12 protein-coding genes, 2 tRNA genes and 1 pseudogene are annotated in these 12,524 nt (G+C 58.2%); 8 read left to right on the top strand and 7 right to left on the bottom strand.

Going from position 1 to position 12,524, the window contains the following annotated elements; translation table 11 throughout:
• The 3 genes from ACC569_RS11820 to ACC569_RS11810 all read left to right on the top strand — a co-directional run.
• On the top strand, window positions 1–2,221 hold a 2,221-nt coding region (locus tag ACC569_RS11820), incomplete at its 5' end, for an ATP-binding protein (protein WP_372523734.1).
• A complete protein-coding gene (locus ACC569_RS11815; protein WP_372523733.1) occupies window positions 2,218–3,585 on the top strand; it encodes a sigma-54-dependent transcriptional regulator in 1,368 nt (455 codons plus the stop codon). The genes ACC569_RS11820 and ACC569_RS11815, both read left to right, overlap by 4 nt.
• Before the next feature lie 2 nt (window positions 3,586–3,587).
• Window positions 3,588–3,899 (top strand): tetratricopeptide repeat protein, encoded by a 312-nt coding sequence (locus ACC569_RS11810; protein ID WP_372523732.1) that lies wholly within the window; start codon window positions 3,588–3,590, stop codon window positions 3,897–3,899.
• A gap of 151 nt (window positions 3,900–4,050) precedes the next feature.
• Here the strand turns inward: ACC569_RS11810 and ACC569_RS11805 are convergent, their stop codons facing one another.
• From ACC569_RS11805 to ACC569_RS11795, 3 genes are all read right to left on the bottom strand, one after another.
• The gene (locus ACC569_RS11805) at window positions 4,051–4,413 is read right to left on the bottom strand and encodes a hypothetical protein (protein WP_372523731.1); all 363 of its coding nucleotides are present in this window, start codon (window positions 4,411–4,413) and stop codon (window positions 4,051–4,053) included.
• A 63-nt stretch (window positions 4,414–4,476) separates the two neighbouring features.
• Window positions 4,477–5,391 carry a lysophospholipid acyltransferase family protein gene (locus tag ACC569_RS11800; protein ID WP_372523730.1) on the bottom strand — a complete coding sequence of 305 codons (915 nt, stop codon included), beginning with the start codon at window positions 5,389–5,391 and terminating at the stop codon, window positions 4,477–4,479.
• On the bottom strand, window positions 5,384–6,355 hold the full coding sequence (locus tag ACC569_RS11795) for a lysophospholipid acyltransferase family protein (RefSeq protein ID WP_372523729.1): 972 nt from the start codon (window positions 6,353–6,355) through the stop codon (window positions 5,384–5,386). Before ACC569_RS11795 ends, ACC569_RS11800 begins: the two co-directional genes overlap by 8 nt.
• Window positions 6,356–6,523: 168 nt before the next feature.
• Here ACC569_RS11795 and ACC569_RS11790 point away from each other — a divergent pair, with 168 nt between their 5' ends.
• From ACC569_RS11790 to ACC569_RS11780, 3 genes are read left to right on the top strand one after another with little or no spacing between them, the layout of a single operon-like run.
• Window positions 6,524–8,398, top strand: coding sequence for a CHASE2 domain-containing protein (locus ACC569_RS11790; protein ID WP_372523728.1), 1,875 nt, complete (start codon window positions 6,524–6,526; stop codon window positions 8,396–8,398).
• On the top strand, window positions 8,395–8,901 hold the full coding sequence (locus ACC569_RS11785; RefSeq protein WP_372523727.1) for an SH3 domain-containing protein: 507 nt from the start codon (window positions 8,395–8,397) through the stop codon (window positions 8,899–8,901). Before ACC569_RS11790 ends, ACC569_RS11785 begins: the two co-directional genes overlap by 4 nt.
• A 14-nt stretch (window positions 8,902–8,915) precedes the next feature.
• The gene (locus ACC569_RS11780) at window positions 8,916–9,776 is read left to right on the top strand and encodes a M48 family metallopeptidase (protein ID WP_372523726.1); all 861 of its coding nucleotides are present in this window, start codon (window positions 8,916–8,918) and stop codon (window positions 9,774–9,776) included.
• Between the two features lie 329 nt (window positions 9,777–10,105).
• Here ACC569_RS11780 and ACC569_RS11775 read toward each other — a convergent pair.
• Window positions 10,106–10,189: transfer RNA gene (locus ACC569_RS11775), tRNA-Arg, on the bottom strand.
• Between the two features lie 24 nt (window positions 10,190–10,213).
• A tRNA-Ala gene (locus ACC569_RS11770) sits at window positions 10,214–10,301 on the bottom strand.
• 253 nt (window positions 10,302–10,554) lie between these two features.
• Between ACC569_RS11770 and ACC569_RS11765 the strand changes: the two genes are divergently transcribed.
• Window positions 10,555–10,893 carry a DUF1902 domain-containing protein gene (locus tag ACC569_RS11765; protein ID WP_372523725.1) on the top strand — a complete coding sequence of 113 codons (339 nt, stop codon included), beginning with the start codon at window positions 10,555–10,557 and terminating at the stop codon, window positions 10,891–10,893.
• 21 nt (window positions 10,894–10,914) lie between these two features.
• On the top strand, window positions 10,915–11,193 hold the full coding sequence (locus tag ACC569_RS11760; protein WP_372523724.1) for a type II toxin-antitoxin system HicA family toxin: 279 nt from the start codon (window positions 10,915–10,917) through the stop codon (window positions 11,191–11,193).
• 32 nt (window positions 11,194–11,225) lie between these two features.
• Here ACC569_RS11760 and ACC569_RS11755 read toward each other — a convergent pair whose 3' ends face one another.
• Both ACC569_RS11755 and ACC569_RS11750 read right to left on the bottom strand, forming a co-directional pair.
• On the bottom strand, window positions 11,226–12,110 hold the full coding sequence (locus ACC569_RS11755) for an IS1595 family transposase (protein ID WP_372523723.1): 885 nt from the start codon (window positions 12,108–12,110) through the stop codon (window positions 11,226–11,228).
• Window positions 12,111–12,287: 177 nt separating this feature from the next.
• Window positions 12,288–12,524 (bottom strand): annotated as a pseudogene (locus tag ACC569_RS11750) (tRNA 2-thiocytidine biosynthesis protein TtcA); the annotation flags it as partial.

The raw sequence follows: 12,524 nt of genomic DNA, 5'->3' as shown, positions 1-12,524 counted from the left end.
GCTGTTCGGGCGGATGTATTCGGTGCTGCTGCTCGTCAACATCCTCGGCGTGGTGCTGCTGATCGCGCTGATCCTGCTCAACCTGTTTCATTTCGTGGAGCAGTACCGCGCGCGCGTGATGGGCACGCGGCTGACGCTGCGGCTGTTGGTGATGTTCGTCATGCTTGCGGTGCTGCCGGTGTCGGTGGTGTTCTTCTTCTCGATCCAGACGCTCAATCGCGGCATCGACAACTGGTTCGACGTGCGCATCGAACGCGCGCTCGACGATGCGTTGCTGCTCGGGCGCACCGCACTGGATGCGCTCAAACAGGACCTGGTCAAAAACACCCAAGAGATAGCCGTGGAACTGGAAACCCTGCCCGTGAAGCCAAAAATCGGCGGGCTGCGCTCGGAACTGTCCTTGCTCAACGCGCTGCGCGAGCAGTACAACATCACCGAACTGACGCTGTTCACCCAGGACGGCAAGATCATCGCATCGGTCAGCGAGGCGAGCTTCGAGCCGGGCACGCTGGTGCCGAACCGGCCGGGCGACGCCGTGCTGACGCAGGCGCGCCAGGGGCTGACCTACGCCAACATCGACGCCGTCGGCAAATCCGGTCTGCGGCTGCGGGTGGTGGTGCCGGTGCGCTCGCGCGACGTCGGTGCGCCGGTGCGTGTGCTGCAGGTGCTCCAGGCCCTGCCGCCGCGCTACGCTAAGCTCGGCGAATCGGTGCAGTCGGCCTTCGCCGAATACGAAAAACTCGTGTACCTGCGCGGCCCGCTCAAATTCGGCTTCACGCTCACGCTGTCGCTGATCGCGCTGCTCACGCTGCTGATCGCGGTCTGGGCCGCGATCTTTTCGGCGCGGCGGCTGGCCGCGCCGATCCGCGAACTGGCTGAAGCCACGCACGCGGTGGCCCAGGGCGATTATCAAAAGCAGATTCCGGTCACCAGCCACGACGAAATCGGCATCCTCGTCGAGTCCTTCAACGATATGACGCGCCGCATTCATCGCGCGCACTCGCAGAGCAAGCGCAGCCAGCAGGAAGCCGAGATCCAGCGCGCCTACCTCGAAACCGTCATGGGGCGCCTGTCCTCCGGCGTGCTCACCTTCAACCAGCGCTTGCTGTTGCGCACGCACAACCCGGCGGCGAGCCAGATTCTCGGCGCCGAGCTCAAGACAAGTGGGCGCAAATCACTGGCGTGGCTCACGGAGCACTATCCGACCCTGCACCCGTTCACCGAGGCGGTCGAACAGGCCGCGGCCGCCGGCCAGACCGAATGGCAGACACAGATACAGCTGGCGGTGAACGGTCGTCGTCGCACGCTGATGCTGCGCGGCACGTCGCTGCCCTCGTGGCGCGGCAAGCGCGGTGGATACGTGGTGGTGTTCGACGACATCACCACGCTCATCCAAGCGCAACGCGACGCCGCTTGGGGCGAAGTGGCGCGGCGCATGGCGCATGAAATCAAGAATCCGCTCACCCCCATCCAGCTCTCGGCCGAGCGCATCCGCCACAAGTACTTGCGCCAGGTGCCGGAAGAAGAACGCGCGGCGCTCGAACGCGCCACGCGCACGATCATTGAACAAGTCGAAGCGCTCAAATCCATGGTCAACGATTTCTCCGAATACGCGCGCTCCGCGCAGATGCAGTCGCGCCCGGTAGACCTGAACGACCTGATTCGCGATGTCATCGAGCTGTACAAGAACGAACGCGGCCTCAGCACCGCCGGCGTAGTGCCGCTGTATCGCGCCGACGACAAACCCGGCAAGGGAAAAGCGCCGCGCACCGTGGCAACCAAGCTCGATCTCGACGCCGACCTGCCCGTGATCTCGGCCGATCCCGGCCGGCTGCGCCAGGTACTGCATAACCTGCTGCTCAATGCGCGCGAGGCGCTCACCGCCACGCCCAAACCGATGATCAACGTGAGCACTCGCGTGCTGACGGAGAACACACACCGTTTTGCTGAATTGAAGATACAGGACAACGGCCCCGGGTTCCCGGAGGCGCAACTGGTGCGGCTGTACGAGCCCTATGTCACCAGCAAGGAAAAGGGCACGGGACTGGGGCTGGCCATCGTCAAGCGCATCGTCGAGGAGCACGGCGGTGCCATCCTCGCGGAGAACCTCAAGGACGGCGGCGCCTGCGTCGTCATCCGCCTGCCGATCGGTGACGCCGTGGCAGTGTCCGCCGAAAAATCCCTGGTTCCTAAACCCGTGCACGCGGAGAAGAAGGCATGAACCCCGGTTACATCCTGGTGGTGGACGACGAGCCGGACATCCGCCGGCTGGTGCAGGAAATTCTCGAGGACGAGCACTACAAGGTGGTGACGGCGGAGAACGCCAAAACCGCGCGCGAAGCGGTGCGCAAGCAGCGTCCCGATCTGGTGCTGCTCGACATCTGGATGCCGGACACCGACGGCATCAGCCTGCTGCGCGAGTGGGCGCAATCCGGCAATCTCGAAATGCCGGTGATCATGATCTCGGGGCACGGCACGGTCGAAACCGCGGTTGAGGCCACGCGCCTCGGCGCCTACGACTTCATCGAAAAGCCCCTGTCGATGGGCAAGCTGCTGGTCACCGTGGAACGCGCGCTCGAGAACGACAAGCTGCGGCGTGAAAACCTGCGCCTGCGTCGCCAGGCCGAACCGGCCACTACGTTGATCGGCAAAAGTCCGCTGATGCAGCAACTGCGCGAGAGCATCGAGCGCATCGCCGCCACCGACGCCTGGGTGCTGATCTCCGGCGAAGCGGGCAGCGGCAAAGCGGTCGCGGCGCGTTACCTGCATGCGCACAGCGGGCGCAAGGACGCGCCTTTTGTCGAGGTGAGTCTGGCGGCGATCTCGCCACAACACGTGGCCGCGCAGCTCTTCGGGCAGGAACAAAAGGGAGCGATCAAGCCCGGCAGTTTCGAGCAGGCCGCCGGCGGCACCCTGCTGCTCAACGAGATCAATGGCCTCGACGGCGCCACGCAGGCGCGATTGCTCGATGCGCTGGAGCAGAAACACTTCATCCGTGTGGGTGGCCACGAAACGGTTGAGATGGATGTGCGCATCATCGCCGCCAGCGATCAGGATTTGCAGAAAGCGGTGGAGGAAAAACGCTTCCGCGAGGATCTTTACTACCGCCTGAACGTCGTGCCGCTGCGCGTGCCGAGCCTGCGCGAGCACCACGAGGACGTGCCGGAACTCATCAATTTCTACGTCAACTGGATGGCGGACAACGAACATCTGCCCTACCGCAAGTTCACCACCGGCGCGCTCAACCTGCTGCGCAACTACTCCTGGCCGGGCAACGTGCGCGAGCTGCGCAACGTGGTACAGCGACTGCTGATCCTGAATCGTGGGGAGGAAGTGACCGAGGCCGAGGTCGAGCAGACCCTCGGCACACCGGCACCGGTCTCGCCTGAGGCTTATCCGCCGACGCTCATGGAAATGCCGCTGCGCGACGCGCGCGATCAGTTCGAGAAAGCCTACCTCGAGCATCACTTGAAACGCACCGGCGGCAACGTCGCCGAAGTGGCGCGCATGTCCGGCATGGAACGCACGCATCTCTACCGCAAACTCAAGCAGCTCGGCGTCAACCCCAAGCCGCCCAAGGAATAGCCATGGCTATTCTCGACAACCTCGAATCCATGCTCGCGCGCGGGCAGGACAACGCGCTGGTGCGTTACGGGATCGGGGCCGAGTATTTAAAGCTCAATCAATTCGACAAGGCCGCCGAGCACCTGCGCAAGGCGGTAGAGAAAGATCCGAAATATTCCGCCGCGTGGAAACTGCTGGGCAATGCGCTCGCCGATGCGGGCCGCAATGACGAAGCGATCAAAGCTTACAAAGATGGAATCAAGGTTGCAGAAGAGAAAGGCGACAAGCAGGCGGCGAAAGAGATGGCGGTTTTTCTTAAACGTTTGCAGAAATAGTCGAGCGGGCTTCACCCGCAATTAGCTTTTGAGATCGCGCGCAAGGCGCGCGATACCATTCAAGACCTGGGTCCCCGCTTTCGCGGGGACGACAGCAGTGGTGCGGGGAACCGCAATTATTTTTTCAGTCGTGCGCGCAGTGCACGCACCATCACTCTTGGGCTTCAGTAAAAAACGCGCAGGACTTCTCGAGATCAACGAACTGTATCTGAAAATCCAGCATCGACTTCATCAGCACATCGCACTGCGGCGAATTGAGCACGGCGTTCAGCTGCCCAGCATCCTCCCACCAGTACTCCAGCACCCCGTCGAACGGTTCGCCGAAGGCTCGCTTCTCGTGCATGAGATCGTTAGCGGCCACCATCAGCGTCAGATTTTTCGAGCGGCCCGTCGCTCCCGTGTACTCCACCACCCGATCGACAATGGCATCGAATTTTGGGTCGTTCCAGTATTGCCGGAACTGCTCGGAGGTGACGTCGGACCGCTTGCGCACGCAGTTGATGAACCGGATCATGCCTTTCTCAACGAGTGGTAACTTAACCGTAAAGAATAGACCACAAATCGAACATGAAACCGGCTAATAAAACGCCGGTTCGCCCTTCGGACGCGTCTTGAACCGCTTGTGCAGCCAGAAATACTGCTCCGGCATTTCCCGCGCCGCCGCTTCGATTTCCCGGTTCATGCGCGTGGTGTCGGCGACCGGGTCACCGGAAGGAAAATCTTTCAGCGGCGGGCGGAAATTGATTTCGTAGCCGCGCCCCCATGACAGCTGGCGCGTGATGCACGGAATCACCACCGCATCCGTCATCTCCGCGAGGCGCGGCAGGACAACAAAGGTGGCGGCGGGGATACCGAAGAACGGCGCGAACACCGATTGGCGCGGGCCAGCGTCCTGGTCCGGCAGATAATACAGCGGCACACCCTTTTTGGTCTGTCGCACCAGTGCCGTGAGCGGCTTGATGTGCTCGACAAGATTGAGCTGAAAACGCGAGCGCGCGCGCTCCATCACCATGCTCAACAATTCGTTCACCGGATGGCGGAACACCGTGACCATCGGCCGCTCGATCGAGAGCCGGATGCCACCGTATTCGAGACCGAGAAAATGCGGCGCAAGCAAAATAATATTTTTGTTTTCGCGCAGTGCTTGGTCGTAATGCTCACGGCCGCGAAACCGCGTCAGGTGCCGGATGCGCGCTTCCGAGGCCCACCAGGAAATGCCGATATCGAGCAGCGTCTGGCCGAAGGCGCGAAAATGCTTGCGCGCGATCCGCCCCTGCTCAGGGGCGGAAAGCTCCGGAAAACAGCGACGCACGTTGACGTTCACGATATGCCGGCGCCCGGCGTGCAGCCTGTACAAGAGCATCCCGAGCGCGCTACCGAAAGCCGCAATCAGGGGCAGCGGCAACCAGCTCACCACGCGCATGAAACCGAGGCCGATCCACGTCGCCCACCAGCGCGGATGCAGGAAACGGCTCAGGCTGGCATCAGTCATAGGGCGATGGCGCGTGGCCCGGGCGGGTTTTGAAGATCTTGAAGGTCCACAGGTACTGCTCGGGCATGTGCCGCAAGCCCTCCTCGATCACGACATTCATGCGCGCGGCATCGCGCGTGCGATCGCCGTTGGGGAAATCCTCCAACGGCGGCTTGAGAATCACCTCGTAGCCGCGTCCGCCGGGGAGCAGGCGCGTGAAACACGGCACCACCAACGCGTTGGTCAGGCGCGCGAGGCGCCCGAGCGTGGTGAGTGTCGCGGTCGGCACGCCGAAGAACGACACGAACACCGACTGCCGCTGGCCGAAGTCTTCGTCCGGCAGATAGTAAAACGCCAGTCCCTGCTTGAGTCCGCGGATCACGGGACGCAGGCCCTGCTGGCGCGCCAGCAGGAAACAGCCGAAGCGCATGCGTCCGCGATTCAGCAGCCCGTTGACCACCGGATTGCGCTGCAGCTTGACCATCGAGAACTGCGCGCGCTCGCGCGCTATCACAGCCCCGCCGAAGTTCATCCCGACACAATGCGGCGCGAGCAAAATAATATTTCGCCCGCGCAGGTCTTGGTAATGTTCCAAACCGCGGATGGTTGTTTTGCGCAGGATGCGGCGCTCCGAGGCCCAGGCGAGATAAGCCAGATCGAAGTAACTCTGGCCGCTGACGATGAAATGCCGCCGCAGCAGGCGTTCGCGTTCGCGCAAACTCAGTTTGGGGAAACACATCTCGAGGTTGATGCGCGCGATCTTTCGGCGTTTCTCATTTGTGACCATCATGAGTAGTCCCAGCGCCGCGCCCGCGACGCGCGACCACGATAGCGGCAGCGTCGCCATCAGCCGCAACAGGAACAGCCACGCCCAGCTCGGCCAGTAACGCGGCGCGTAGTTGCTCTGCGTGTGCTTGAGCGTCAGAAACGAAAGCGATTGATCTGGGTTGTCGGCTTTCGATTTGGTCGAACGTGATGGGCTCATCGAATGACTATCGCGCGCCGACGCGGCGCGGCGGCTTGGACTCGGCTCCCTGCTGGGTTAGTCTCGGCTATCTTATGTCAAGACGAACGAGAGTAGCGAGTAGGGCTTCATCTTATGACAGGACGAACGGAGCGCAGCGAAGTAGGGCTACATTAATCGACAAGACGAATGAGCGAAGCGAATAGGGCTTCATTTTCGATTACTAAAACGGCGCGGCGGCGCACCCCGTTTGTGCTCGCCGTCATCGTCTGGGTGGTGGCGCTCGCGGCGGTGCACTGGGATGCCGCCAGCCGGCTGGACAATCTCTACCTCGATTGGAATCTGCGCAGCCTCGCCGCGCGCCTCCCGCCCGACCCGGGCATTGTCATGATTGACATCGACGAGCCCACGCTCGAGGCCATGGTTCCCGAATACGGCCGCTACCCCTGGTCGCGCGCCGTGTTCGGCCAACTGCTGGAGGGCTTGGCGCGCCAGCAACCGGCCGCGGTTGTATTCGACATTCTGTTCATCGACCCGCAAAAGGAGCATGTGACCGATGATCTTTACTTCATTCGCACGGCCGCGTCCTTGTCCAACGTGTATTTTCCGATGGTGCGCCTGTCTGCCCCGCCCCAGGCCGAGCGCGGAAACGGCTATCTGTTGAAAGAACTCAAAAATGCCGCGACCGGACCAACCGCCAACCCCGAGGCGCGCGCCGCCTTGTTACTGCCGCTGCCGGGGCTGACCCAGACCGGGCGGCTCGGCACGATCAATGTCTTCGCCGACAACGACGGGGTCATCCGGCGTTATCCAATATATCTGGACGTTTACGGCTGGCGTATCCCCTCTTTGCCCGCGCGCGTGGCGCGCGACTTGGGTTACACCGTTCCCGATACCGCGAACCTGATGCTGACCTGGCATGGCCCGACCAGATCCTATCGCACGGTTTCCTTCCATGAGGTATTCACCGACCTCGAGCGCAAACTGCGGCAACGGCCGGCGGATGAATTCCGCGGCAAGATCGTGATCGTCGGCACCACCGCCTCGGGCCTGCACGATCTCAAGCTGACGCCCATGGGCGCCGATTACCCTGGCACCGAAGTACTGGCCACGACCCTCGACAATCTCAAGAATGGCGAGCGATTGCGCGCCGCGCCTGCCTGGGTTGTACCTACCCTGACGGCGCTTACGCTCCTTGCGCTCGCCGCTGCGTTCACACGCGGCGTTAGTGTGCTCGTGATAGGCCTCGCTTGGCTTGCCGCGAGCGTGGCGGTAGTAACCGCCGCTTGGGCAGCACTGGTGCAGGGACGTTTACACGTGCCGGTGGTGGTGCCACTGCTTTTCGGTGGCTGGTTTTACTACCTGCTGGCGGCTTTGCGCGCTTGGCGCCTCGAGCGTAAAAACCGCCAGCGCGTTACCTCGCTGTTTTCCCGCTTCCTCGATCCGCGCGTAGTGAAAGGACTCGTCGAGAAAGACGAAACCGACGCGGCGCTGTCCGGTCAGAAGCGTGAGATCACGGTGTTATTTTCCGACATCCAGGGATTCACCTCGCTCTCCGAACGCAAATCGGCACCGGAGATCGTCGATCTGCTCAACCGCTATTTCAGTTTGCAGGTCGAGGTGATCTTCCGCCACGAGGGAACGCTGGACAAATACATCGGCGATGCCATCATGGCGTTCTGGGGCGCGCCGACGGATCAACCGGACCATGTCTGCCGCGCACTGGCCTGCGCACGCGAGATGGAGCAGACACTGATGCGTTTCAAGCGGGAGGTCGGGGCCGATGGCGAGCAATTCGACATCGGTATCGGGTTGCACAGCGGTGAAGCGGTAGTGGGTTTCATCGGCTCGCCGCAGCATCGTCAGGATTACACCGTGATCGGCGACACCGTGAACACCGCCAGCCGTGTCGAAGGAGCGACCCGCGGACGCGCGCGGATTCTGGTTTCGGCTGCCGTGCGCGCCGCCTGCGGAAAATATACGTTCATCGACCACGGCGCGGTCAAACTCAAGGGCAAGGAAGAACCGGTTCACTTGTTCGAGCCGAAATGGGAGACATCATGAAACGACTGATCATTCTGGCATTCACTCTCGGTTTCGCTGTCACCGGCGCGGCCTATGCGAAGGATACCGGCACCACGCGAGTCGCCGTGGATCTGATGGCCACACCCTACCGCGACGCCAAGCCGGCTGGAAAACTGCCGTCCAATACGAAAGTGGACATCCTCGAACGCCACGGTGGCTGGATGCGGATCTCCGCCCAAGGCAAATCCGGTTGGGCGCGCTTGCATCAGGTGCGCGCCGGAGAAAGCCCGGAGGCAAAAAATACCGGTGGCGGCCTGACGGCGCTCAAAAATGTCAGTCAGACTGGACGTTCCGGCTCGCAGGGCATCGTCGCCACCACCGGCATCCGTGGCCTCAGCGCCGAGGAACTCAAGAGCGCCAAACCCAATCCCAAGGCGGTGGAGTCCATGGAGGCGAGCCGCACAAATGACACGACCTCGCGCGATTTTGCGCGCAGCGTTGGACTGCAGGAAAAGGATGTTCCATTCCTGAGCAAGGAATGAATCAGGGAGAATTTATGAAAATTTCCAAAATAGCATTGTTGCTCTTCACGGCACTGACGCTCACTACCTCGCTGCCGGCCACGGCCTTCGATTTCGACAAGCTGCGCGGTGTCGGCGAGAAACTTAAACCGCTCAAGCCGACATCCGAAAGCGATGAGATCACGCTCGGTAAAGACGTGGCGGCCAATCTGCTGGGTGCGGCCCCGCTGGTGAACGACCCGGCGCTGCAGTCCTACGTCAACAAGGTCGGCCTGTGGATCGCTCTGCACACCAGCCGTCCCAATCTGCCGTGGCGCTTCGGCGTGCTGGATACGAACAGCGTCAACGCCTTTGCCACCCCGGGTGGTTACGTGTTCATCACGCGCGGGATGCTGATGCGCATGCGCGATGAATCCGAACTCGCCGGGGTGCTGGCGCACGAGATCAGTCACGTCGTCGAGAAGCACGCGCTGAATACCATGCGCAAGGGCAAGCTGGTGGATATGGCGAGCGACGCCCTGAGCCGCAACAAACCGGGATACGCCAAGCTCGTGAGTGCCGGCACCGAAATATATGCACGCGGTCTGGATAAAGAGGACGAGTTCGCCGCCGACCGCATGGGCGTGGTGTTGGCCGCGCGTGCTGGTTACGACCCTTATGGGCTGCCTGCCACTTTACAGACGCTTTCTTCCATTAATCCCAAGGATGATGCCGTATCGTTGATGTTCAAAACCCACCCAGACTCGGAAAAACGTTTGGAATTGGTTTCAAACGCCATGGAAGGGCATTTGGATCAATATGCCGATCAACCGAAGGTTGAAAACCGCTTTATGTCAATAATTAAATCCCATAATTCTACATATAAAGGGATTTCTCCCTTGGGAGCAGGTAAGTAAGTACTAACATTTTTCATACCCACCCAGGGAGTCTATCGAGAGTCCAGGGTGGGGAGGCAGGTTTCTCAAGAAACCAAAGTGTAAAGTTTCCCCAAACGTCGCCGACGAATGGGCTTGACAGTCAAGTATTAACAGATACGCGGTAGATTATTTCCGATAAATGTCAAGAGAAACTTGCTAAGAGTCACTTCCTGTGATACTTAGTTAAACACTACATATTGGGCCTAACAGCATTTTGATGATGTTTAATGCCCTACAGGTATGGAAGAGCAAGGAAGGTCAAAAGCTGCTCTTTGAGATTTCTGGAGGAATAGCTTTCAAGAAGAGGTTGCGTGAGACGGGACTTGCACCCGTATGCCCGGCTAGGCGGCTGATTAGAAGTCAGCTGTGTCTGCTAGTTCCACCACTCACGCATCTTATCGTTGTAAATGGCCAGGAGACCGGAGTGGGATTCGGACCCACGTGTGGCTGCGACACCATCCCCCTTGCAAAGGGGTCCCGTTCAACCGCTCCGGGCATCCGGCCTTTTATTCATTAAACCCGCATAAAAAGCGGGTTTTGCTTTTTTAAGAGAATCACTGACCTACCACATGTTGTGGTAGGTCAGTGATGAAAGTGCCACCTTTAGTTAGCAGTCTCGATGGCAGATTGCTAAGCGTGACCCATAAGCTGGGTTATGTCAAGGTTGCAAATTTTTTATGGCAAATAAGTGTTCAAGTTTTGAACACATTGAAGTTTTAAGTGCCTAATGCCATCTAATGGAAATTGGGAGTCCATTATGAATATTTCACCGTCTAGGTTAGTGCTCCATTGCTACGCTGAGAAGCGAGACAATCAATGGCAAGCATTCTGTCTTGATCTTACTCTTGCTGCCCAAGCCTCTTCATTTGATGAAGTAAAGCATAAGCTTGAGCATATGATTCTTGACTACGTTCAAGATGCTTTGTGTGGTCAAGATAAAGCACATGTTGGTAAGTTGCTAAATCGGCGTGCGCCATTTGCTTATTGGGCCAAATATTATTGGTACGTTTTCCTCTGTCAGATTGGCTCTATTCATCGTGAATTTCGTCGGCTGTTTAAGATGGGATTGCCGCTTACTATTTCTCATTGCCAATAGGCACTACAATCATGCGGCATAATGTCCTCAGAACATCCGCCGCTTACTTGCCCACAAGTTGAACAGATATTAAAAAATCTGGGTTTTAAGGAACGGCCAAAAAAGGCTGGGACTTCGCACCAAGATTGGGTTACCGAAAAATTTCGCGGTCAGTTTAGAAAAGTAACTGTTGATTGCCCCAAAGCTCCATTTTCACAGGATCTGATTAAATGGATGGCTCGGCAGGCAGGAGTAACCAAGAAGGAATTTTATGCGGCGCTCGACTCCGAAGAAGCTAAAAAAATCCGCGGCAAAAACTAAGAAAATAGAAAATAGAAATCACAAAGAAGCTTTTAACCAGCTTCTGTCTGACGCCGTGCTAGGTGTGAAAGCATCCGATAAAACATAGTTCCCGGTTCTTTTCGATTATTGAACCGAAAACTAAATTCCTCGACGTAGTTCTGTAAATGTTTTCGCGACACATGAATGTGTGTCGAACGGATACCGCCTTTCAGATGTTTCCAGAAGTTTTCCATGCCGTTAGTATGATGTATGCCGTTAACCCAGTTATTACCGCTGTGGTTTACGGTTCCGTGTTGATAGCCATGCGAGGAAAGCACGGCATAGCTGCGTAGTTCGTCTGTGCTGATCGTTGAACCAGGAAGAACATTCTTCTCGATGATGGGTCTTAGTGAACGGCGTTTAACATCTGTCACGACTTCGGCTTTAACCTGGCCTTCACGTTGGAGCATACCGAAGACGACTGTTTTGTCGCCAGTTTTAGGACCATGATGCCCGGCACCTTTGGCACGACCTCCGACATAGGTTTCGTCTGCTTCGATATGGCCCGAGAGAGGCCCGTTCAGTTTGTTTCTCTCTCCCATGAGCTTGCGTATCTCATGGCCCATGCGCCAGGCGCACTTGTAAGTCACGCCTAGCTGCCGCTCTAGCTCTTTGGCTGACACGCCGTTGCGGGTGGAGGTCATCAGGTACATGGCGTGAAACCAGAGCGTCAGAGGCGTTGAGGACTTCTCAAACGGGGTACCGACGCAGGGGTAGACATGATGGCCACACCATTGGCAGGAAAATGCCCGACGGCCAGCGATAGGATAAAAGTGAGTGGATTTCCCACATTTAGCGCAAATTGGCTCGTTTCCGTACCGTAGTTCCATGATTCTGGCTAAACAAGCCGCGTCATTGGGGAAGTCACTTTTGAAGTCCAGGTAGGTGTATTTCATGGTAAATCACCCGCTTTGTAAGCTGTTGATTTACCGTAACTCTAGCAGATTTTATACTTGCTGTAAAGGGATAAATCCGCATATAAACCAATAAAATAATATTTAATTTCTACTTTTTACATAAATATTTTAATCCATAAATTAATGATGGTGGTCAGTTAAAAGTGGTAAATATGTTCAAAAAACAGGAGTATTTTCTTTCATAAGCGGACGCATAGCCGTCAGAAGACTTGAAAATATATTTTTGTGGTTTTTTTCCTGCTCAACAAGCAGGGCCTTCATATTCATGCGTTGGGTGGGCATGCGGAAACAGGCAGGGCAATTGTCCATAATGGCAGGGAGGCCGGCGCGGCGGGCAAAGTCGACGGTCTGACGCTCGCGCGCATACACGAAGGGGCGGATGATACGCAGGTC

This window comes from Sulfuricaulis sp., from assembly GCF_041499725.1.
GTDB lineage: Bacteria > Pseudomonadota > Gammaproteobacteria > Acidiferrobacterales > Sulfurifustaceae > Sulfuricaulis.
The sequence above is the reverse complement of the archived record's forward strand: the minus strand, read 5'-3'. Positions and strand labels throughout refer to the sequence as shown.